The organism is Spirulina major PCC 6313 (assembly GCF_001890765.1).
Classification (GTDB): Bacteria; Cyanobacteriota; Cyanobacteriia; order Cyanobacteriales; family Spirulinaceae; genus Spirulina; species Spirulina major.
Window position 1 is genome coordinate 1,686,366 of the sequence record NZ_KV878783.1, and the last position, 21,871, is coordinate 1,708,236.

The following is a 21,871-nucleotide window of genomic DNA, read 5'->3' on the forward strand; positions in this document are numbered from 1 at the left end:
GGAGGATTGCAGGTGAACTATTAAGGACTGGCTCTATGGTGTACTATTTAACTCCATTTTTAAGTGATCCACTTGAGCCGCGACGAGGGGATCGGGATCATTTTTTAAAATGGGGAGGAGTTCTAAGCAGGTGCGCGGACTGGCGGCTTTGAGATAGGCGAGGATGGACTCTCGCACAAAACTACTGGGATGGCGTAACCCGACGAGGGTAGCCTCACGACTCACGGCCCAGCGTTGTTCGCGGGCGAGGTGGAAGCAGCAGGCGAGCGTCCAGTCCGAGAGGAAGTGCCGGAGGTCGAGAAGCCGCCGCAGTCGTTCGTTGGGGGGCAGGGGTTCGTAGGGCATCAGGTCGTTGAGGTCGTTGAGGCGATCGCGGGTGGGGCGACGCTCCATGACCCGCAACAGGGCTTGTTTTTGGGGAATATCGAGGGTGTTATCGAGAATTTCTAACCCCAGGGCGATGCTCACCTCTGAATCGGAGTTGAGGTTGAGAATCGCGGCCTGAATGGCGCTGAAGGGGTAGAGCAGTTTCATCACCAAGAAGCAGCGATCGAGGATATCCGACTGCATCCCAATCAGGGAATCCCGCAGCAGATCAGCTTCGCGGCCGGCGATCGCTTCCGGGGAGAAATCCAACTCAGCACTCAAAATCTGGGTCAAGAGGAACAGTTCTTGCTCAATTAACGCTTCGACACCACTCCGGCCGATCTGCTCAAGCACTGCTTCAATGCCTTGATCGCCCGGAATTTTTAAAAGAATGCGCAGGAGGTTCCGGCGTGACGTGCCCCAACTGGTGAGCAGATGCTGCACGAGAGTTGCGATCGCTCCTTCTGTGCCGATTTCCGCCAAGGCTGACCAGGCTTGCTGACGAATAAAATCCGGTTTGTGAATATCCTCCGCCACCGCACCCAGGAGCAGAATCGCCCCATCTCCGAGCTTCACCAATGCCTGTTTCGCCGCATCACGGGTTGAGCGGTAATACAAGCCCTTCAGCAGGGAAGGATAGTAATCGGTGAGGGATTTCGCCGCGATCGCCTCCAACAACGCACAGCGCACCCGCGCCGACTCATCCTGCAACAGCACCGGAATATAAAACTGACTCAGATCCGACGCTTCATCGGCTTCTTGCAGTGCTTGCACGCCAATCACCCGATCTTTTTCTCGGTTCGAGGTGAGCATCCGTTCTAGGGTCGCCGTGGCTTCCTTGCGATCGTCCACCGTCCCCCGCCGCAAAATCAAGCCCGCCGCCGTACCCCGCACCATCGCATCCACCCGCTCATTTAAGTAGGGCTTGAGGGTATGGGTTTCCAACTCCGGCTGCGCCAACCAGATATACCGCAGAGCCAACGCCAACACATCCAAACTCGGCTTCGTTTCAATCAACCGCTGCACATAGTTGAGATAGTCCGGCTTCGGATAACTCAACATCGCCTTCATACTCAGCAATTGCAAACTCGGCGACAACTTCACCAAACGCGGCGCGAGCAATTCCCCCGCATTCGGCAAATCAATCCGTTCAAGCAGTTGAATACACGATCGCTTATCCTCATCTGGCGTTTCTTGATCCAACGAATCAATAATCGCCCGCTTAAACGCCTTCAGATCCACCGACCCAAACCCCAGGCGGCCATTTTCGGCACTCTGCACCAGCAAACTCACATAACTTTGCCGCAACAGCAACGCACTAGCCGCCCACACCATCGAAAAAATAACGATCGCCACTACAAAGATCCCCCCCTGGGTGACCCGCGCCGCCTCCTCCGACATCCCACCCAAAACCCGCTCCAAGATCCAGACCGTGGACAAAATCCCCAACCCCGTTAACCCTGTGGACAAGGGTTCAGCAATCCCCTGCACTTGGGTCTGCACATCACTGCGAATCTCAGCAGGCAGGGGCTGGAACAAAAACGGCTCAATCCCCGCAATCAGGGTATAGCGCAGCAGTTCATCAAAGAACTTGAGAACAATCACCCCGAAAAACAACACCTGGGCACTATCAATATCAAAGCCCCCCAGATTCGTCACATCAAAGAAGATGGTCATGAATCCCAAAATCGACAGAGACACCGGTAAAAACATCGCCGCCACGAACACCCCCAACCGTTCCACCGCCCGACTGGACACAAACCACTGGGTCGCCAATTCACAAATCCCTAAAAACCCGGAGAAAATCCCCAAAAATCCGGCAATTTCATCAGTGTTGGGATAAACCCGTTCCAGTTCGCCGAGGTATTGAAACTCGACGAGCAGAAAGAGCAATTCCCCCAAGATGAAAAACGAAAATAAAGGGATGATGTAGCGGCGCAGCGTGCCCCCGGTGCGGCGGGAAGAGTAGTTGGTTTGGAGTTCGTCGAGTTCGCGGACGGGGGTATCGGGGAAGGCTTGTTTGTAGCGATTGCTGAGGTAGAGGAGAACGCCGCCCCCCAGCAAAATCATCAGCGAAGCCGCGAAAATAACATTTTTCAAACCGATGAAGATAATCAAAATCGGCAGGGAGAACCCCGATACCACATCCCCCACGAGCAAACCACTGGAGATAATCGGATAGGTGCGCTTGATTTCGCGGATGTTAAAGAGTTGATTGGCGGCAACTTGGGAGTTGAGGTCGTTGAGAATTTCTTCGGCATCCATCCAGAGGCGGAGGGTGAAGACGGTGATCAAGACGAGAACGCCGTTGGTGGTTCCCAGTTCTAGGCCGGTGCGGAAGAGGAGGAGGGGCAGGGACATCAGCAGGGCGATGACGATGAAGACCTGCTTGAGGGGAAAGTTATTTTGCAGCCAGGAGTAGATAAATCCAAGACCTGACCCCATCAGGGCACTGGCGACGTAGATCAGGGGCAGGCCTTCGGCTCCGAAGCGTTCGAGGAAGAGGGCGATCGTGCATTGTTCGAGCCAGAGCAGCCCCACCGAGGTAATGGTGTAGAAGGCAAACATTAAAAAAGTGCGCTCTCCCTCCTCCGGTCGGAGGTTGACCACTTTGAGGAGTTGTTGTCGCCAATCTCCTTTGTTCCGAACGCCTTTGGACGATTTCATGGTGGGTTGCTCTGGTAGATCACAAAACGTAGACTGGCGATCGCAGTCTCCCGCTTTGACGAGGGGGTGATGCGATCGCGCTTATTTCTTAGGAGAAAGCAACATCATCATATTCCGTCCCTCCCGTTTTGGGGCTTGCTGGAGTTCGGCCACCGCTTCGAGGTCTTTGGCCATCCGGTTCAGCAGGGCTTCGGCTAGATTGGCATGTTGAATTTCTCGACCCCGGAAGGTGATCGTCGCTTTGACCTTATCCCCCGCCTTCAGGAAACGAATCGCGCTATTCACCCGCACTTGATAGTCATGCTCTTCGATTTTGTAGCGCATTTTGACTTCCTTCACATCTGCGGTGTGCTGCTTTTTCCGGGCTTCACGCGCTTTCTTTTCTTGCTCAAATTTATATTTGCCGTAGTCCATAATCCGGCACACCGGCGGATCGGATTTATCACTAACAAGCACTAAATCTAACTCTCGCTCTTCAGCAAGACGACGGCCTTCCTCGGAAGAAATGATTCCGACTTGGGCTCCGTCAGTGTCAATCACACGAATTTGGGGGTAGCGGATGCGCTCGTTGATTTGCGGCACATCTCGGCGGGTTCGTCTATCTTTCACAGGTTGTGTTTCAGGCTAGTTGACGGTCTGTAATGGGTAAATTTTTAGAATGTGAGTCTTCAGTTTACCCGCCATTGTACCGACTCTCTAGGGATTTCGTACCCTGTTAAGTTTTTGCAATGCTTGGGCCCTGGGAGCCGGATGCAAGGGAGGGCTGAGCATGATGGGGAGGGGATTCCATCGCTAGAATGGGGGCAATGGTTTGAGGGGATGAGCATGGGGTTGAACCGGACGTGGGATGAACAACGCTACTGGGATGCAAAACTGGGCCCGCAGCGGGATTGGATTTGGCGGGGCTGGCCGGTGCGTTATTCGGTGTCGCGGCCGAGTCAGGATCATGATCAGGGCCATGCGCCGCTGCTATTGATCCATGGCTTTGGGGCAGCGGTGGAACATTGGCGGCATAATGTGCCGGTGTTGGGGCGCGATCGCACCATCTACGCCCTCGATCTCCTCGGTTTCGGCGGCTCCCGCAAGGCAAGCACTCAATACACCCTCGATCTGTGGGTGGATCAGCTTTATCAGTTTTGGCGGCTCTTGATTCAACGCCCCATCGTGCTGGTGGGGAATTCCCTCGGCTCCCTGGTCTGTGCACGGGCGGCTCAACTCCATCCGGAGATGGTGGATGCGGTGGTCTTGATTAATCTGCCCGATGTCTCCCTGCGTCAAGCCGCGATTCCGGCTCCTCTCCGGCCGGTGGTGAATGCGATCGAATCCCTCTTTGCGCCGCCACCGTTGATTAAGCTGATTTTGCGGGTGGTGCGACGACCGGCGATGATCCGGCGGTGGGTGAAAATCGCCTATCCCGATCCCACAGCGGTGGATGATGAATTGGTGGCGCTGTTGTCCAACCCGGCCTACGACGTGGGGGCCGGGGATACCCTCGTGGCCCTGTCGAAATCCCTACGCCAACCCCAGTTTTCGCCCCCGATGCGTGAGGTAATCGCCGCGTTGACCCAGCCGATTTTGTTGCTCTGGGGGGAGTGCGATCGCATGGTTCCCTTTGCCCTCTCCCAACAGTTCACCGGACTGAATCCCCGCCTCACCTTCGTCCCCCTCCCCGGTGCCGGCCATTGCCCCCACGACGAATGCCCCGATCAATTCCATCACATCCTCTCGTCCTGGCTGGCCGCGCAACGCTCCGGCAAAGCTGCTCAGAGCTATGCCGAAGCAATTTGATTTCTTCTCAAATCAAGGTCGGCCTAACTTACCAACCCGATTCAGCCTGACTCAAAACATAGGCCGCCACGTTTTCGATATCCTCAGCACTGAGACGGCCCGTAAACGCAGGCATTGCGGCTTTACCCTTCATGATTTGGGTTTTAATCGCCTCAATGTTATCCATGCCGTATTTAACTAAATCCTCTTTCTTCAAGGTTTTAGCACCATTAACGACATTCTTTCCTCCGATATGGCACGCGGCACAGTTGGCACTAAACACCGCTGCACCTTTGCCTAAATCCGCAGCTTGGGCCGGACGTAAACCGATCATAAAGACGAAAGAGAGAGTTAAAACAAGGGTAGTAATAATGCGTCGCATGGGTATTGTTCTTCACTGAAACAGGATTCATGTCGTCATTGTTGAGAAAAGCTGCACCCCTGTCAAAAGACCGCTTGTCAAAGATTGCGAACTGTTACAATACTCCAAACCTGTCAATTCATTTGATCTTAAAATTGATGGGATAGGATCGTGAAATCCGTCAGTACGACTCGATTAACTCTATGGCTCCATTTCCAGCGCACCGCCCTCAACAGATGTCTCTCGGCCCCCTAGAGACGGAAATTGTCGAACTCCTTTGGGACTTTGAAACCGCCACCGTGAAGCAAATTCACGATCGCATCCTCAGCGATCCCCAGCGCGAACTCGCCTACACCTCCATCACCACGGTTCTCCAACGTTTGGCGGCCAAGGGCTGGGTGAAACGTCAAAAAGTGGGTCGCTCCTTCCGTTGGACTCCCCTCCTCAGCCGCACCGATGCCCAGGTATTCCGGGCGAATCACCATCTCCAACAGGTGCTAGGGGTGAATAATCCCGATGTGGTGGCCGCCTTTGCCGACAGTCTGGATCAAGCCAGTATGAATCAACTCGATGAACTGGCCCAACGCATTAAAGCCGCTCGTGCCGCTCGTTCGGAGTAAACCCCATGCATATTGTGATGGTGATTGGGGCGATCGCAATCTCCGTACTCTTGCGATCCACCCAGATTCCCGCGACGCTGCCCTGGCCCCAGCGTTGGACTCGCACCCTCGGTGCTTTTACCCTGCCCCCCGTCTTACTCCTGACCACGGCCCTGGCGATCGCCCTCATGGGCCCCAACGGGATGATGCTCGGCATGACCGTTGGCGGCGTGGGCTATGGCTTCAGTGTGCTGCTGTTGGGGGGTGCTTTCGGTTGGCTGCTGGTGTTGATGGTGCAGGGGATGCGGGCCAAAGCCGCAGCCCAAGCTTACCCCCTGATCACCCTCGGAACCGTCCAAGCCCGCCTCTTAAAAATGCCCGATTGTTTTGCGGGTCATGTGGGTTTGTGGCCGTCGGAATTGGTGATTAGTGAAGGCTTGATCGAACGGCTCACCGCTGAACAATTACAAGGTGTCCTTGCCCACGAGCAGGCTCATCACTACTATCAAGACACCCTCTGGTTTTGGATCTTGGGATGGTTGCGGCGTTTGACCGGCTGGTTGCCTCACACAGAAGCCCTCTGGCAAGAATTATTGCTGTTGCGGGAATTGCGGGCGGATCATTGGGCGGCAACCCAGGTAGACCCCTTGACCTTAGCGGAGGCCCTGTTGGTGGTGGTGCGATCGCCCTTCATCCCTCCCACCGCCCAAGTCATCCCCCTCCATGATCAACCGACTCGTGTTGAAACCCGAATCAATGCACTGTTAGCCGCAGATCTTCTCAGTGAGGAACGCTTAGGGCAACTCCTGGCCGAGCAGCAAAACCGATGGCTGAGCGGGGGTCTTGTTGCCCTGCTGGCCCCCTTGTTGCTCATGGCCTTGCACCATTAAAACGTCCACAGCAGCGGCAAGCGGATCAACGGTTTTGTTAAATCGTTGATCCGTTTGTGCAGCAATCAATCACGGACAGATCAGAAGCCCCTCGCCCCGTGGGTACTGCTTATCCATAACCCACGTTACGAATCTGGAGGGGATATGAGTGAGCCAGAGGCTCACACTACCTTGCCTGGAATCCTATGTAGTGCGAGCGTCTAGCTCACTGCCTTGACGACAGAAGGGGATTAAACGCAGGCGAGGTCAACCTTAGAACGTTGTGTATCAGCAGTAGCCCCGTGGGAGAGGGGTTTGGGGTGAGGGTCATGAGTGAACAAGCTGTAAGTTCTTTTAAGTTGTTAAGTTCCCTCGACAAAAACTATGGACGTAGGTGAAATTATCGATGTAGGATAGCGGAAAACTGGCAGTGAGATCTCTATGGAATCTTTGTCCTACCTCTATTACAGTTTAGTGTTTGAGGCTGACACCGATCCCCTCAGCTTTGAAATTTCATTGCCGAATTTTGTCCGTTCGGCTCAGTTGCGGCTGGTGTCCACCACCTGGATGATGGTGGCGATCGCCCTCTTTACCCTCAGTTTGCAAAACATGGCGATCGCGCTGCAAGTGGGCGATCGCGGCACCGAGATCAAAACCCTCCAAGCCACCCTGAAAAGCAAAGGTTACTTCAACGGCCCGATCACCGGCTACTACGGCCCGATCACCGCCGAAGCCGTCCAACAGTTCCAACGGGTCAACCAACTCGATATCGATGGTATTGCCGGCCCCACCACTCAAAACATTCTCTACGACAACGGGGCCGCCACCAATACAATCAACACGCCCCTCAACAGCGCCAGCCGCGGCCTGTTGAAATACGGTCAAAATAATGCCCATGTGCGGGAACTGCAAGCAGAACTAAAACAACTGGGGTATTTTAACGGCCCCATCAGCGGCTATTACGGAACCCTCACCGAAGCCGCTGTGCGCACCTTCCAGGCAACCCACGGTTTGCAGGTGGATGGTGTTGTCGGGCCCAACACCCGCGATCGCATCCAAAACGGGGCGCAACCCCAGCCCACCAGCAGCAACAACACCGCCAATTCCCCCTTTCAACTAGACGGCTTCACCGTCGGCGGCAATGGCTTCACCGACCTTGAACCCACCCCCGACAGTCAGCCCGCTCCCAGCAATGACGCAGCCAACCCAGCCGATGCGTTTCCCATTCAGGTAGACCCCGCTGCCAGTCCCGCAGACCCCAGCCTTGACCCCCTTCCTGACTCAGCGGCATCCGTCACCAATGATGATGATCCGCCCCCCGCTCCCATTGCCGCCCCATTTAGCCGCGCCACCCAACGCTTCATCGCCCAAATTGCCGACGAGCAGCCCAATATTGCCTTTGCGGTGTCCTTTGGCAATGGGAGCGATCGCTTCGTCACCGGCCAAAGTCGCGCCGTCGAAACCGTTTTCCGCGCAGACAGCTTCACCCGCAATGCGGCCCCCTTCGCCTCATCAACCGCCACCGAGCCATCGATGGAACTGCAAAAAACCATCTACGGCAACATCGCCCCCAAATCCATCGTCCACTCCGGGCGCGGTCTCTTCTTCGCCCAAAACATGATGTACAGCCACAGCATCACGGTGTACGATCGCGACTTCAACCTCGTCAAAACCATCGCCGATTCCGTCGATCTGCAAAAATTTGGCTATCCTCAATACGCCGGCATCTATCGCGGTTCCCCCGTCGAAGCCAGCTTTTCCCACAGCGGTCAATATGCCTGGGTGTCCAACTATCAAATGTATGGGGCGGGCTTTAACCATCCCGGCAGCGACAAATGCACCCCCACCCAAGGCACAGACGACAGTTTTCTCTACCGCATCAACACCGAAACCTTTGCCATCGACCAAGTGATCCGCGTCGGCTCCGTGCCAAAATTCGTCGCCACCACCCCCGACAATCGCTATGTCTTGGTAACCAACTGGTGTACTGATGATCTCAGCATCGTCGATGTGCAGCAGGGGCGCGAGATTCAGCGGGTGGAGTTGGGGCGCTATCCCAGGGGGATTGTGGTGGATCAACAGTCCCGCACGGCCTATGTGGCGATCATGGGGTCGCAAAATATCGCCCAAGTGGATCTCGCCACCTTTCAAGTTGATTGGATCGAAAACGTGGGGCGATCGCCCCGCCATCTCAACCTAGACCCCAGCGGCCGCTATCTCTACACCAGCCTCAACGGTGAAAGCCAAGTGGCAAAAATTGACCTCGAAACCCGGCGCGTCGTCACCAAAACCGCCACGGGCAACGCCCCCCGCAGCATGATTCTCTCCGACGATGGCGACTTCCTCTATGTGGTTAATTACCATTCCAACACCATGGCCAAAGTGCGCACCGCCACCATGGAAGTGGTCAAAACCGTCGATGTGAACGATAAACCCATCGGCATCACCTACGACCCCGAAACCCATCAGGTGTGGGTGTCGTGCTATTCCGGCAGCATCATGGTATTTTCAGCCTAGTTTTGATGGGATTCGGGGTTGCGATCGCCCACCGTGACCACCAGAACACCTCTGCTCAATCCTGTCCAAGAACTTAAGGTGAGTTAAAGGAAATTTGAACCCGCCGGATGTAGTTGTATAGTGCAGACAAGGCTAACAATGCTCTCAGCTATGGGTTTCATCGCCCAATAGAGCAAGCATCATTCTGTTTAAAACGACCATTGTTGCCCGTCTTTCACCCATGATTCAATGAGGCTAACCCGATGATCAACCCCAAAGAACCCAACTTAAGCGATGCCAACAGCAAGAAAATCGCTGCCGGGATCTGTGGTATTCTCCTTGGCGCACTCGGAATTCATAAATTCATTCTGGGCTACCAAACTGAAGGTCTCGTTATGATTCTCGTCTCGGTGCTGTCCTGCGGAATCCTCGCGTTTGTGATTGGCATCATCGGCTTAGTGGAGGGGATTATTTACCTGACCAAAACAGATGAAGAATTTTTAGAAACCTATCTGATTAACAAGCGGGGTTGGTTTTAGTGATTTCAGAGAAGATCTCGTGATTAATCCCACCACTCGCGCCCACAAAAAACCGCCGATCCATTGTTGAGACTAGAATTGGCGGTTTTTAATCGATCAAATTTTCAGGCAATCGAGCCGAAACCAAGACCCATGAGCACATCTGCTACTGTGGAACAAACCTGTGGAGATTCTGCGTGCGCTTCATCCTGCTGTCGCTTCCACCTAGACCCTAAGCCAAGGTTTCCGGACAATAGCCTAACCCACGGGTGAACTGACGGCGGAACGCTTCAATATCCGCCTTGTCCGGATCACCATGGGAAACGATCGCCACCTGATAGCGACGCATCACATCCACCGGCGGCTGCCCCGTCTCCAAACTCCACAACGCCATCTGGACATGAATATCAGGGGTGTAGGGAATCCCTAACTCATTCATATAGGCGACAAAGTCACCATGCTGTTGTGCCGAAACAGGGTCATTGAGTTTGACCCGGACAATCCAGCCATCTATTTGGTGAATCACCGAAATAAATGCCACAGAGAGCGATCGTTTTTGGATTAAGAATTCAGCGAGACGAAGCGTTAAACTCGCATTGGCAAAGAAGTATAGGTAATACATAATCAGCAGGCTCACGAACGAATGGGGATCGATTGGGGATTCTAGGTTCCTCTACTTAATAGTGTCCCTAATTATGTACTCCCTTGTGTAGGGGAGAGTTCCCCGATCTATAATGGGTGACTCTACCCAAAGTTCCCCATCGGTCTAGGCAAATAATCCCGTAGGATGGTGAGGCAAAATTCTCACCGTATTGCTACGCAAGGGACTCCTCGCATTACGATGATATAGACACTAACAAACCTGACACCTAACAATAGAAAGCGAATGGCCCTAACAGATCACATTCTCGCGAGTTATCAGTATGAACTACCTCCGGAGCGGATTGCTCAAAATCCCGTCACTCCTAGGGATCAATCGCGTCTGCTTGTGGTCGATTCTCCCGATAGTCATGTTCATAACCACTTTCACCAACTGACAGATTGGCTCAAGCCCAATGATTTACTGGTCTTGAATAACACTCGTGTCTTGCCAGCCCGTCTCTATGGTCGCAAATCCACCGGTGCGCCTGTGGAAATTTTGCTGTTAAGAGAAGTCCGCAAAAACTGCTGGCTGGCCTTGGTGAAACCCGGTAAACGGTTCAAGATGGGCACAGAAGTGTGCTTCACCGCACGAACCGAAGATGGTGATGATACACCGCTGTGGGGACGAGTAATCGAGCGCGACTTTACAACCGGTGGGCGGGTGCTGGAATTCACCCTGCCGCCCGGCAAAACCATGGAACAGATGCTCGCCAAGGTGGGCTATATTCCCTTTCCGCCCTATGTGACGGAAACCGAAGCCGATCCAGAACAATACCAAACCGTCTATGCCAAAGCATCAGGCTCGGCGGCTGCCCCGACGGCTGGCCTGCATTTTACACCAGAGCTTTTAGATGCTTTGACGGCCATGGGAGTGCAACGCACGGAGTTAACGCTCCATGTGGGGGTTGGTACATTTCGCCCAGTCGAAACTGAAGATATCCGTGACCACCGGATGCATGCTGAATGGGCATCGATCAGCGCAGAAACGATTGACAAAATCAAAGAAACCCGTGCCAAGGGTGGCCGCGTAATTGCGGTGGGCACTACCAGCGTACGGGCGTTAGAGGGTGCGGCTGCGCAACAAAAGGTGGGGGGTATCCGTGCCTTAAGTGAACCCTTTGAGGGGTTTTTGGATACGTTTATTTATCCCGGTCATCAATGGCAAATTATTGATGGGATGATTACCAACTTTCATCTACCCAAATCCAGTTTGTTGATCATGATTAGTGCTTTAGTGGGCCGGGAACGGCTGCTGAGTCTTTATCAAGATGCACTTGATCATGATTACCGATTTTATTCCTTTGGGGATGCCATGTTGATCTTACCGGATGCGATAATTTAACGCATTTTTGGTACTTTTTAACGAAAAAAAACGGGGGCATTGCTCCCGTTTTTTGATGGGTTTTAATGAATGGCCTAAACCTTGGTGGCGCGGTTTGCACTCCGTTCGGCTTCCCGGACTTTTTTGCCGCGCCAGGCGAAGCGAACGGGGGTTCCGGTGAAGTCGAGTTGTTCGCGGAATTGGCGATCGATGTAGCGTTTGTAGGATTCGTTGAAGCGTTTGGGGTCGTTGACGAAGAGGGCGATGACGGGGGGGGCGCTGCTGACTTGGGTGCCGTAGTAGATTTTGCCCTGTTTGCCTTGGCGGCTGGTGGGGGGGGAGTGCCAGCGGATCGCTTCTTGGAGGACTTCGTTGATGACGGCGGTGCTGATCCGGCGTTGGTGGGCGATCGCAGCTTTGTCGATGCTGCCGAAGAGCTTATCAACGCGGAGGCCGGTTTGGGCACTGATGAAGAGCATTTCGGCCCAGTCGAAGAAGTAGAGGCGATCGCGAATATGTTTCTCAAAGTCGTAGATCGTGTAGGAGTCTTTTTCGACGGCATCCCATTTGTTGACGACGATGATCGCGGCGCGACCTTCTTCAATGATGCGATCGGCCAGTTTTTGATCCTGCTCCGTCACCCCATCCACGGCATCGATCACCAGCAGCACCACATCGGCCCGCTTAATCGCCTTAAAGGCCCGGTTAATGCTGAAAAACTCCGCCCCATATTCCACATTTTTTTTGCGGCGAATCCCGGCGGTGTCAATGAGGCGGTAGTTGGTGCCGTTCCGCTCGATGTGCATATCGATGGTGTCGCGGGTGGTGCCGGAGATGGGGCTGACGATGGAGCGATTTTTACCCGTGAGGGCGTTCAACAGGGTGGATTTACCCACGTTGGGCCGACCGACGATCGCGACATTGGTTTCTTCAATTTCAGGGAGTTCGTCGATGGAAGGGAGTTCAGCGACGACGGCATCGAGTAAGTCCCCGGTGCCGTTGCCGTGGATCGAGGAGATGGGATAGGGTTCACCGAGGTTGAGTTCCCAAAATTGACTCGCCAGGATAATGCTTTGGTCGGGGGATTCGCATTTGTTGACGGCGAGGAAAATGGGGAGGTGTTGTTGGCGTAGCCAGCGGGCCAGTTCTTCGTCGGCGGGGGTGGGGCCGGCTTGGCCATCGACGACGAGGATGGCGGCGTTGGCTTCGCTGAGGGCGAGGTTGGCTTGTTCGCGGATCATCGGCAGGAATTCGGTGTCATCGTCAAAGACAATGCCGCCGGTATCAATGACGATGAAGTCACGGTCGAGCCAAAAGGCTTGTTGATAGGTGCGATCGCGGGTAATCCCCGGTTGATCATGGACGATCGCTTGGCGACTGGCAGCGAGGCGATTGACTAGGGTGGATTTTCCAACATTCGGGCGACCAACGATCGCAACGATAGGCAAAGACATAGATTCTGTAAGTCCTGAACAGGAAGGGTCGTTAAAAATAACACCCTCCTGCGATCGTCAACATACGCAATCTGTCATATACCAAGAGGGCCGATTCTTTATCCTAACGGTTTTCGCTGAGCCTGTTGAGAAACGATCCTGCTGAATCCCAGAGAATCCTGACGCGATCGCGCCGTCTCATGGTCGCAACGAATCGGACTCTGCCGAGGGGGGAAGGAGCCAGTTCATTTTGGCGTTAACGTCTGCCTCAGACCAGCCGGTATAGTGGGCGAGGGTTTCTGCTTCAAGCTGTTGGCGATCGCTCACTTCTCGGTAATAGCCCTCGGCAGCGGGACAGTCGAGGGAGCCACGATAGGGATGCTGGATGATGTAGCGGCCTTGGAAGTTTTGGGTGTTGCCGGTGGTTTGAAAACTGAGGTCTTCGGGGAAGCGATCGCGCTCATAGCGCACATGGAGCCGCGTCATAAACACCGGATTCGTCGGCCCACTCGCCTGGGCATTCACCCAAAACGCCCCCGCCTGCTGTAACTCCGTCGCCGTCAACGGCTCCGCCGCACAGGGGTCACACCACGACATATCCCAGGCATATTCCAAAAAACCCACCTCTCGATTCGCCTGCTCATAGCTCGTTTGAAACAGAGCATTGTAGAACCGGCCAAACTCATCCTGCACAAAGTCCGGCACGTTAAAATCGGACGGAATCTGGACGGTGCGATAGTTGGTCAACTCCACCTGTCCTGTTGGGGTGAGGATGTAAATCAGCAAATCCTGCGGCCCTTGGGCGTTGAGCATCCCCAAGCGAATCGGCAGCATAAACCGGGGCGATTCGTAGGCCATCATCAGCGGGCGGAGGCGTTGGCGTTGGTTGGCGCGAAATTCCGTCAGGTTGACTCTGGCAACGAAAAATTTAAAATTCTGGCGGATGTAGGGGGTGAGCACTTGAGCCGCCCCGGCCGGGATGTTGTAGTTGTTTTGACGCAGCCAGGTTTCAAGGCCGCTGGATTCTTGGGCACTGAGGAGGACAATGTCATATTCGCCGACGCTAAACTGAGCCTCGACGGTGACCCCATGGCTGCCAGCGGCGAGGGTGGCGTAGTCTGCATCGTCAAATTGGGCAGTATTCCCGCCCCGTGTCGCTCCTCGTACGGGGAGATCGCAGGGGTTTTCGTCGAAATATTCCACCAATCGGGGCGCACTGAATTGATCTAGGCGAGTGATGATCTCAGGGTTGCTCACTTGTACCTGGTCTTGGCGGATCAGGGTGGGCAGAGGAACCACCAAGGCGAAGTTACGCACGTCGCCTTGGTAGTCGTTGGCCATGGTGAGGACGGTGCGATCGCCATTGCGGGCAATGATCACCTGGGAGGCTTGGTTATATAAACTGGCGTTGGCTTGGGAGACATAAAACCCACAGAAGGCCAGGGCTGGTGGCGCGATCAGCAAACTCAGAAGACCGATCACCAAGGCGATCGCGCTGCGTGATTGCTGTGGGATTCCGGTCAGGGGCGATCGCCACCAGTGCCGCTGTTGTTTCATGGGTTTTTTTTATACTGTGTTGCTCTAGTTCCACAGATCTCGCCACCAAGGACGACGAGGAGACCGTTCTGTGAGCCAATCAATTTTGGAATACACCTCTGTTTTACTCCATCCGGTGAGTTCAGCGACGGTATTCCCGGCTTGTTCTTGGCGTTCCCGGACGGCTTTGCGGTATTGATCCGCCGCACTACAGGACAGTTCACCGCGATAGGGATGGCGAATCACGTAGCGACCTTGAAAATTATCCGTGTTGCCGGTGTTTTGAAAGGCGAGATCTTCCGGGAAGCGATCGCGACTATAGCGCACATGGAGCCGGGTGATATAGGCATTCACCGCCCCCGGTTGCGGAAATGGAGTCGGCGCGATCCGTTGCCCATCCCCGCGTCCCCCATTGAGCCAAAACACCCCCGCCTCACGCAGTTCGTCCGGCGTTAACGGATTCGCCGCGCAGGGGTCACACCAGGACATATCCCAGGCATATTCTAAAAACGCCACCTCCTTATTGGCCCGCTCGTAGGAGGTTTGGAACATCGCTTGATAAAACTCGCCAAACTCATCCTCAATAAAGGCCGGCACATCGGTGTTAGAGGGAATTTTCACGGTGCGATAGTTGGTCACTTCCACCTGACCACTGGGGGTAAGGATATAGACGATCAAGTCTTGATCCCCGTTGGCGTTCAGCATCCCTAACCGAATTGGCAGCATAAACCGGGGCGATTCATAGGCCATCATCAAGGGGCGCAACTGTTGGGATTCATCGGCGTTGACTTCTTCGAGATTCACCTTGGCCACGAAGAATTTAAAATCCTGGCGGATGTAGGGGCGGAGGACTTCGCTCGCGCCCGTGGGGAGGGTGTAGTCGTTTTGGCGCAGCCAGGTTTCCAGACCGCTGGATTCCTTGGCACTGAGGATCAAAATGTCGTATTCCCCGACGCTGAATTCGGCCTCAATCGTGACACCGAGGGCGGCATCGCTTTGGGGTGCTGCACGATCAGCCTCCATGACCGCCGCCGGAGCGGGCACAGCAGAGGGCATCCGCAACATCTGCGGCTCACAGGGGTTGCTGTCGAAATATTCCACCAAGCGCGGCGCACTAAATTCGTCCAACCGCTTCAAAATATCCGGGTTGCCCACATGGACTTGCTCTTCGGTGAGCAAGACCGGCACGGGAACCACCAGGGCGAAATCCTCTAACTCGCCTTCGTAATCATTGGCCATGGTGAGGACGGTGCGATCGCCATCCCGCGCAATAATCACCTGGGACGCTTGATTAAACAAATCCGCATCGGCCTGGGCCACATAAAATCCACAAAACGCCAACGCCGCCGGGGTCATCCCCACAAACATCACGATTGCCAACAGCGACGCGAGCAGCGATCGCCAACCCTTACGCATCAAAATCATCACAATTCCTATCTCCTAAAACAAATACAACAAGCCCACTCTTCTTCACTCTCGTGCCATGGCTCCGCCGTGGCACGCTACCGGGGTGGCTCTGCCACCACACTGAGAAGCCCAAGAACTTCTTGGCAGGGGGGCGACTACTCTACGCTGCCTAACCCATGGATCAACGATTGAGCAGTGGCGTGGCTTTCCGGCTCCTGCCATTGAAAGCGAGACCCTGTCCACACCCGATCCAGCAACGGCGTTAAGGGCGACAGGGCAAACAAGGCCCAAAACATCGCCGTACTGACAAAAAATTCCTCTTGCAATAAAAACGCCAACCAGGCCACCGCCGCCGCCCAAACAAAACGACCGTGCCGCGCATTGGGAATTGAGCGCGGATCGGTGACCATGAACAGGGCAAACAACAGCAAACTACCGCTCATCAACTTATGCAGATACACATCCGCCGTCCAACCGAGGGCAAACATCCGCACCGCTTCCAAGCCGGCATAGGTGGCGAGGAACACCGCTGAGGTTTCCCAACGACCCACCCAGCGCAACACCAAGCCCCCCGCCCCGACGAAGAGAATTAAATACCAAGCCTGCGTTCCCCATTGGCCGGGCGATACCCAAGCGTCGGGAGTGAGGAGTAAGGCGACAATAATGCCAAAATTGGCGGGGTTGAAAAAGTGTTTATCGCGGTATTGAAAGAGGGTTTTACTGGCGATCGCCGCCCCTCCCGCTAACGCCATCGTCGCCACACTATTGCCCCGCAGCAACAGGCACAGCCCCAACCCGGTAATCAGCGCACTTTCCCAGGAGGGGATCGCCCAGAGTTTCACCCCAGGCTGATGGCGGAGGGTGGGCAGGAGCGATCGCGTCACCCACTGCATCCCTAGGCAACTCGCTCCCAACACCGCCAACAGTTCCGGGCGCAATGTCCAGTCACGGGTGCCAATGCCTAACAATAAAAACAACGCCAGAAAACTAATCTGGGCAATCCGAGCGTCTTTGAACATAGTTTCAAATTCAACGTCAATTGGCTCTAGTATGAACGGTCATTTTGAAAAATCCCCGCTTGTTACCGTTTGTGAAACGGGCAGCATTTCACGGGCAGGGTTTTTGTGGGGGGACCAGGTGCGATCGCGCTGGGGGAGCAAGGGGCTAAATCCGCCTTGTCGGCGCTTTTCAAAATTCAAAAACAAGGTGGCTTCAGCCCCTTGCGGCCTCTTTTGTAGTATTCTGTGTTATTTTGTATTACAGTACAGCGGGATCAACGGGGATCACGCCACAACACTAATTAACGGTGCTGGAATTTAAGAACACACTAGATATGGGCAGGTGGGTGATTGCCTCGAAGAAAGTTGCCTACTTTGGGAAACAACGTTTTAGCATAGAGAGGTAAGCATCCCCGCGCTAAAGCGACGGGGCTTTCGGTAGCCCTGAAACAGCCTGCTCTAAAGAGCAAAACAATCCCGAACCTCTAGGCAGGCTTACCACTGCCCCAAGCTTAGAAATATTGATTGCACCATTCCAGTCAGCATCACCATGCCAGCCACAATGCCCACAATTAAAGCTCTTCCCAGACCACAGCCCCATATGGTTGCAGCGGTGGCAAGTTTGACTGGTGTCGGCAGGCGGCACAGCCACCAACTCAATGCCTTCCTTAATGGCTTTGTAGGCCAGGAATTGACGGAGTTGATAGAACGCCCAACTGTTAGACCGTCTCCGTTCGGTCTTGCTTCTCGGTTGTTGGTTCGTGCGCTCTCTGATGCCTGTCAAATCCTCAATGGCAACGGCAGCGTTAAGCTGCTTGGCCTCTCGGATGATGGCAGCACTGATGGAATGGTTCAACCATTGTTGAAAGCGCCTCTCCCTGCCCGACAGCCGTTGCAAGACCTGGCGGCATCGCCGCCGACTAGACCTTGTGCCTTTCGAGGCTTTCTTCTGAAGAGATGCTCTTACCCTAGAAAATCTGTCTCGAATCTGATTCAACGGCTTGCCGTCCCAACCCTGACCTGTGCTGGTCTTGGCAATTTTGCGCCTGCCAAAATCAACCCCGATCACTTTGTCGGGTTTGATGGGATCGGGCGCATCATCCGTCAGTTGAATGTGGATGTAGTAGAAGCCGTCCCGATGCTGGCACAACTGGGCAGAGGTGGGTTTACGTCCTTTCAGCTTGCCCCGCTGATAATTGCCCATATCGAGCCTGATGTGTTCCCTGCCATCCAAAAGCGTCAGGCTCACAGTCCAGTCCTTCTCCCTGAAGGCAAAAACGCGAGCGTCGTAATCAGCCGACGTTGGCCGAAAGGCTTTGACGGGCCTGTGCTTCAGCTTGGCAGTCTTGCGGTTAGCCCCGACTCTGGCACAAACCCTGACGGCCTGGTTAGCGCTCAGTCCAAACCGCGCCCGAATGTCCTGGTAAACCTGGCTTTGAATGGTGGTCTTGCGGGTGACAGAGGGCTTGACGGACTGATTGACAAAGTTGCAAGCGTCAGCAAACGCCTTGAGCAAAGCCTCAATCTTGAGGGCTTGTTCAGGCGTAGGTCGAAGCTTGCAAGTGATTGTCAGTGTTTGTTTCATGGGGCAATCGTATCACCCGTGAATAACTGGCAGCTAAAGCTGCCGTTCGTTTTTCCTCCCTGCGGCTTTAGCCCAGGGAGGAAAAACGTATCAAGGAGTTATCGTGAATAAATGTAACTCGCCTTTACACGCCATCGAAACAGGACAGTGGTTCAAGCTGATTTGCGGCGCAAGCTTTCAGCATTTACCGGCTGTGCGCAACCTTGCCCTTGCCTACACCTTGGCGGGTGCTGACTGTATTGATGTGGCTGCTGACCCGGCTGTCATTCAAGCCACTCAGGTTGCGTTGCGGGTTGCGGCCCAGTTGCGCGACCCAGTCCCTGGACAGAACGGTGCGGGACAGGCTCAACCCTGGTTGATGGTCAGCCTCAATGATGGGGTTGATCCCCACTTTCGCAAGGCGGAATTTGACCCGAACCTCTGCCCGGTAGACTGTCCGCGTCCCTGCGAGACGGTTTGTCCCACGGCTGCGATCGCACCCTCAACAGCAGGTGTAATCGATGCCCTGTGCTATGGCTGTGGGCGGTGTCTGTCCGTTTGTCCGAGCCAACTAATTGCAGCGCGATCCTATGTGTCTGCCCCGGAGGTGGTAGTGCCGCAACTCGTTGCCCTGGGCATTGATGCGGTGGAAATTCATACGCAGGTGGGCAACCTAGATGGGTTTAAGCGAGTCTGGCAGGTGTTGCGCCCTTGGTGCGATCACGGTAGTCACCCTCACGGTAGTCACCCTCACGGTAGTCACCCTCACGGTAGTCACCCTCACGGTAGTCACCCTCACATCAAACTCTTAGCCATTAGTTGTCCGGATCATCCCGATCTCTTGCCCTACTTGCGGAGTTTGGCCGATCTCCTTGATCCGTTGCCCTGTGCCTTGCTGTGGCAAACCGATGGCCGACCCATGAGCGGCGATATTGGCCCCGGCACGACCCACGCCAGCATCAAACTGGCGGCGAAAGTGCTGGGGGCAAACCTCCCCGGTCAGGTGCAACTGGCGGGGGGAACCAATGCCCAAACCGTGCCAAAACTGGCAGAGCGCGGTTTGCTGGCCCCTGGGTCAATGTTTGTGGCGGGGGTAGGCTATGGCGGCTATGCGCGTCAACTCCTGGCCCCGGTGCTGGAATCCTTGGCGCGGCGTTCCTCGTCCCGCCTTGAAGATCATCCCGATCTGCTCTGGGAGGCGGTGCGTCTGGCGGAAACACTCGTGCAGCCCCTGAAGGCTGGACAGTCTCAATCCCGGCGCGATTCCCATCCCTCCGATGGCCTCAGAATCGAACCGTCTGTCCGTTGCTTTTGATTGTTAAAAAAATTTTCTGATGGTCAACCCTAATAACAACGTGTCTTTAATCCCTCTAAATTCACCCAATCACGACCTCGATTCCGGGGCTAAAGGCCCTATGACCACGCGCACGGAAATTACGGACAACCTCGATCAACTGCTGGATATTTTTCCGCCGCCACTACGGGACGCGATCGCTAACCATCCCGAACACAACACCATGATCGAAGTGGTGATGGATTTAGGCCGCCTCCCGGAAGCTCGTTTTCCCAGCGGAGCCACGTTTTTAAGCGAAACCCCCATCTCCCGCCAAGATTTGGAATACAGCGTCCAGCACGTCGGGATGTTCAGCGGCGATAATCGCGCCGGGATTGAGCGCACCTTGCACCGGATCAGCGCAATGCGGAACCGTCAGGGCGAGATCGTCGGGCTGACCTGCCGCGTCGGGCGGGCGGTTTTTGGCACGATTGGCCTGATTCATGACCTGGTGGAAACGGGGCAATCGATTCTACTGTTAGGGCGGCCAGGGGTGGGCAAAACCACGGCTCTGCGGGAAATTACCCGCGTGCTAGCCGATGACCTCAATAAACGGGTGGTGGTGATTGACACCTCTAACGAAATTGCCGGGGATGGTGATATTCCCCATCCGGCGATCGGGCGAGCGCGACGGATGCAGGTGGCGCAACCGGAATTACAACACCGGGTGATGATCGAAGCGGTGGAAAACCATACCCCCGAAGTGATTGTCATTGATGAGATTGGCACGGAATTGGAAGCCCTCGCGGCCCGCACGATCGCAGAACGGGGCGTGCAACTGGTGGGCACCGCCCACGGGAACCAAATCGAAAACCTGATTAAAAATCCCACCCTCTCAGATCTGATCGGCGGCATCCAAGCCGTGACCCTCGGTGATGATGAAGCACGGCGACGGGGATCGCAAAAAACCGTCCTCGAACGCAAAGCGCCCCCCACCTTTGAAATTGCCGTGGAAATGTGGGAGCGGCAACGCTGGGCGATTCATCAGGATGTGTCTACAACGGTGGATCACCTGTTGCGGGGCGGTGAGCCGGTGCCGGAAGTGCGGGCGGTGAATCAATCCGGGGATGTGGAAGTGATTCAAGAGGCGGTGATCGCCCAGCCGAAACGCCCCAAAACCCCTGTGAATGCGCCGATCCAACTCCAGGGCTGGCGTGCGTCGGGACGGATGCAGCCGGTGCCGACGGCCAAGCCGAGCAGTTTTGATCAACTCTTGGATCAGTCTTTGGAAACAGAGGATCTGTTTGTGGCGAAGGAGCGGTTTCCGGGGCCCAATGGGGAGGAGTTTCCGGTCTATGTCTATTCCTATGGGATTGGCCGATCGCACCTCGAAAGCGCGATCGAGCGGCTCAATGTGCCGGTGGTGATCACGCGGGATCTCAGTGGGGCGGATGTGGTGCTGGCGTTGCGATCGCAAATTAAAAACCACACCAAACTCCGCCAAATCGCCAAATCCCGCCAAATCCCGATCCACGTCGTCAAATCCAGCGGCCTCCCCCAAATCACGAAGGCCCTACGGCGGATGCTGGGCATGGATGACTACGACTCCCCCGAAGCGATGGATCTGCGGCTATTCAGCTACAACGGCAGCGATGACGAACTCGAAGCCCTCGAAGAAGCCCGCCTTGCTGTGGAGCAAATCGTCCTCCCCAAGGGCCAACCCGTGGAACTCTTGCCGCGATCGCCCAAAGTCCGCAAAATGCAGCACGAACTCGTCGAACACTATCGCCTCCAATCCGACAGTTTCGGCGAAGAACCTAACCGCCGTCTCCGGATCTATCCGGCGTAGTGTATTGCCCTCACCCAACCCTCTCCCGTGGGCTAGCTACTGCTTATCCATAACCCAAGCTGCGAGTCTGGAGCTGGTAATACGTGAGCCAGAGGCTCACACTACCCTGCATGAAATCCTTTGTAGTGCGAGCTTCTAGCTCGCTGCCCTGATTGAGAGGGGGATCAAATTCAGGCTAGGTCAACATTAGAATGTTGTGTATAAG

Annotated in this window: 17 protein-coding genes; 8 read left to right on the forward strand and 9 right to left on the reverse strand. The window is 55.0% G+C overall.

The window, feature by feature from the left end; genetic code table 11:
* Nucleotides 1–33: 33 nt before the first annotated feature.
* Nucleotides 34–3,033 (reverse strand): Npt1/Npt2 family nucleotide transporter, encoded by a 3,000-nt coding sequence (locus tag SPI6313_RS07265; RefSeq protein ID WP_072620397.1) that lies wholly within the window; start codon nucleotides 3,031–3,033, stop codon nucleotides 34–36.
* Nucleotides 3,034–3,114: 81 nt separating this feature from the next.
* Nucleotides 3,115–3,642 (reverse strand): translation initiation factor IF-3, encoded by a 528-nt coding sequence (gene infC / locus SPI6313_RS07270; protein ID WP_072620398.1) that lies wholly within the window; start codon nucleotides 3,640–3,642, stop codon nucleotides 3,115–3,117.
* A gap of 141 nt (nucleotides 3,643–3,783) precedes the next feature.
* Here infC and SPI6313_RS07275 point away from each other — a divergent pair, with 141 nt between their 5' ends.
* Entirely contained in the window at nucleotides 3,784–4,821 is a 1,038-nt protein-coding gene (locus tag SPI6313_RS07275; RefSeq protein WP_245788640.1) for an alpha/beta fold hydrolase, read from the forward strand.
* Between the two features lie 28 nt (nucleotides 4,822–4,849).
* Here the strand turns inward: SPI6313_RS07275 and petJ are convergent, their stop codons facing one another.
* Nucleotides 4,850–5,182 carry a cytochrome c6 PetJ gene (gene petJ, locus SPI6313_RS07280; RefSeq protein ID WP_072620399.1) on the reverse strand — a complete coding sequence of 111 codons (333 nt, stop codon included), beginning with the start codon at nucleotides 5,180–5,182 and terminating at the stop codon, nucleotides 4,850–4,852.
* Between the two features lie 182 nt (nucleotides 5,183–5,364).
* On the opposite strand from petJ, the gene SPI6313_RS07285 reads away from it, so the two are divergent.
* The 4 genes from SPI6313_RS07285 (at nucleotide 5,365) to SPI6313_RS07300 (ending at nucleotide 9,664) form a co-directional block, all read left to right on the forward strand.
* The gene (locus SPI6313_RS07285; protein ID WP_072620400.1) at nucleotides 5,365–5,781 is read left to right on the forward strand and encodes a BlaI/MecI/CopY family transcriptional regulator; all 417 of its coding nucleotides are present in this window, start codon (nucleotides 5,365–5,367) and stop codon (nucleotides 5,779–5,781) included.
* 5 nt (nucleotides 5,782–5,786) lie between these two features.
* On the forward strand, nucleotides 5,787–6,650 hold the full coding sequence (locus SPI6313_RS07290; RefSeq protein WP_072620401.1) for a M56 family metallopeptidase: 864 nt from the start codon (nucleotides 5,787–5,789) through the stop codon (nucleotides 6,648–6,650).
* Nucleotides 6,651–7,070: 420 nt separating this feature from the next.
* Entirely contained in the window at nucleotides 7,071–9,146 is a 2,076-nt protein-coding gene (locus SPI6313_RS07295) for a peptidoglycan-binding protein (RefSeq protein ID WP_072620402.1), read from the forward strand.
* Nucleotides 9,147–9,388: 242 nt separating this feature from the next.
* Nucleotides 9,389–9,664: a TM2 domain-containing protein gene (locus SPI6313_RS07300; protein ID WP_072620403.1), complete on the forward strand. Its 276-nt coding sequence runs from the start codon at nucleotides 9,389–9,391 to the stop codon at nucleotides 9,662–9,664.
* 211 nt (nucleotides 9,665–9,875) lie between these two features.
* Here the strand turns inward: SPI6313_RS07300 and SPI6313_RS07305 are convergent, their stop codons facing one another.
* A complete protein-coding gene (locus tag SPI6313_RS07305) occupies nucleotides 9,876–10,265 on the reverse strand; it encodes a hypothetical protein (RefSeq protein WP_072620404.1) in 390 nt (129 codons plus the stop codon).
* A 264-nt stretch (nucleotides 10,266–10,529) separates the two neighbouring features.
* On the opposite strand from SPI6313_RS07305, the gene queA reads away from it, so the two are divergent.
* The gene (gene queA / locus SPI6313_RS07310) at nucleotides 10,530–11,627 is read left to right on the forward strand and encodes a tRNA preQ1(34) S-adenosylmethionine ribosyltransferase-isomerase QueA (protein WP_072620405.1); all 1,098 of its coding nucleotides are present in this window, start codon (nucleotides 10,530–10,532) and stop codon (nucleotides 11,625–11,627) included.
* A 74-nt stretch (nucleotides 11,628–11,701) separates the two neighbouring features.
* Here the strand turns inward: queA and der are convergent, their stop codons facing one another.
* The 5 genes from der to SPI6313_RS07335 form a co-directional block, all read right to left on the reverse strand.
* Entirely contained in the window at nucleotides 11,702–13,060 is a 1,359-nt protein-coding gene (gene der, locus SPI6313_RS07315; RefSeq protein ID WP_072620406.1) for a ribosome biogenesis GTPase Der, read from the reverse strand.
* Between the two features lie 177 nt (nucleotides 13,061–13,237).
* Nucleotides 13,238–14,596 carry a DUF2330 domain-containing protein gene (locus tag SPI6313_RS07320; RefSeq protein WP_084668935.1) on the reverse strand — a complete coding sequence of 453 codons (1,359 nt, stop codon included), beginning with the start codon at nucleotides 14,594–14,596 and terminating at the stop codon, nucleotides 13,238–13,240.
* A 24-nt stretch (nucleotides 14,597–14,620) separates the two neighbouring features.
* Entirely contained in the window at nucleotides 14,621–16,000 is a 1,380-nt protein-coding gene (locus tag SPI6313_RS07325; RefSeq protein WP_072620407.1) for a DUF2330 domain-containing protein, read from the reverse strand.
* Nucleotides 16,001–16,137: 137 nt separating this feature from the next.
* On the reverse strand, nucleotides 16,138–17,001 hold the full coding sequence (locus SPI6313_RS07330) for an RnfABCDGE type electron transport complex subunit D (RefSeq protein ID WP_072620408.1): 864 nt from the start codon (nucleotides 16,999–17,001) through the stop codon (nucleotides 16,138–16,140).
* Between the two features lie 397 nt (nucleotides 17,002–17,398).
* Complete coding sequence (locus SPI6313_RS07335) at nucleotides 17,399–18,565, reverse strand: RNA-guided endonuclease InsQ/TnpB family protein (RefSeq protein ID WP_072620409.1); 1,167 nt, start codon at nucleotides 18,563–18,565, stop codon at nucleotides 17,399–17,401.
* 103 nt (nucleotides 18,566–18,668) lie between these two features.
* Here SPI6313_RS07335 and SPI6313_RS07340 point away from each other — a divergent pair, with 103 nt between their 5' ends.
* Both SPI6313_RS07340 and SPI6313_RS07345 read left to right on the forward strand, forming a co-directional pair.
* Nucleotides 18,669–19,859 carry a Light dependent period protein LdpA domain-containing protein gene (locus tag SPI6313_RS07340; protein WP_072620410.1) on the forward strand — a complete coding sequence of 397 codons (1,191 nt, stop codon included), beginning with the start codon at nucleotides 18,669–18,671 and terminating at the stop codon, nucleotides 19,857–19,859.
* A 100-nt stretch (nucleotides 19,860–19,959) separates the two neighbouring features.
* Nucleotides 19,960–21,666, forward strand: a complete 1,707-nt coding sequence (locus SPI6313_RS07345) for a R3H domain-containing nucleic acid-binding protein (protein ID WP_245788642.1) — start codon at nucleotides 19,960–19,962, stop codon at nucleotides 21,664–21,666.
* The last annotated feature ends 205 nt before the right edge of the window (nucleotides 21,667–21,871 follow it).

Coding starts and splice junctions, on each gene's coding strand:
- SPI6313_RS07265 (WP_072620397.1), bottom strand. CDS start 3,033: ATGAAATCGTCCAAAGGCGTTCGGAACAAAGGAGATTGGCGACAACAA.
- SPI6313_RS07275 (WP_245788640.1), top strand. CDS start 3,784: ATGCAAGGGAGGGCTGAGCATGATGGGGAGGGGATTCCATCGCTAGAA.
- petJ (WP_072620399.1), bottom strand. CDS start 5,182: ATGCGACGCATTATTACTACCCTTGTTTTAACTCTCTCTTTCGTCTTT.
- SPI6313_RS07285 (WP_072620400.1), top strand. CDS start 5,365: ATGGCTCCATTTCCAGCGCACCGCCCTCAACAGATGTCTCTCGGCCCC.
- SPI6313_RS07290 (WP_072620401.1), top strand. CDS start 5,787: ATGCATATTGTGATGGTGATTGGGGCGATCGCAATCTCCGTACTCTTG.
- SPI6313_RS07295 (WP_072620402.1), top strand. CDS start 7,071: ATGGAATCTTTGTCCTACCTCTATTACAGTTTAGTGTTTGAGGCTGAC.
- SPI6313_RS07300 (WP_072620403.1), top strand. CDS start 9,389: ATGATCAACCCCAAAGAACCCAACTTAAGCGATGCCAACAGCAAGAAA.
- SPI6313_RS07305 (WP_072620404.1), bottom strand. CDS start 10,265: ATGTATTACCTATACTTCTTTGCCAATGCGAGTTTAACGCTTCGTCTC.
- queA (WP_072620405.1), top strand. CDS start 10,530: ATGGCCCTAACAGATCACATTCTCGCGAGTTATCAGTATGAACTACCT.
- der (WP_072620406.1), bottom strand. CDS start 13,060: ATGTCTTTGCCTATCGTTGCGATCGTTGGTCGCCCGAATGTTGGAAAA.
- SPI6313_RS07320 (WP_084668935.1), bottom strand. CDS start 14,596: ATGAAACAACAGCGGCACTGGTGGCGATCGCCCCTGACCGGAATCCCA.
- SPI6313_RS07325 (WP_072620407.1), bottom strand. CDS start 16,000: ATGATTTTGATGCGTAAGGGTTGGCGATCGCTGCTCGCGTCGCTGTTG.
- SPI6313_RS07330 (WP_072620408.1), bottom strand. CDS start 17,001: ATGTTCAAAGACGCTCGGATTGCCCAGATTAGTTTTCTGGCGTTGTTT.
- SPI6313_RS07335 (WP_072620409.1), bottom strand. CDS start 18,565: ATGAAACAAACACTGACAATCACTTGCAAGCTTCGACCTACGCCTGAA.
- SPI6313_RS07345 (WP_245788642.1), top strand. CDS start 19,960: ATGACCACGCGCACGGAAATTACGGACAACCTCGATCAACTGCTGGAT.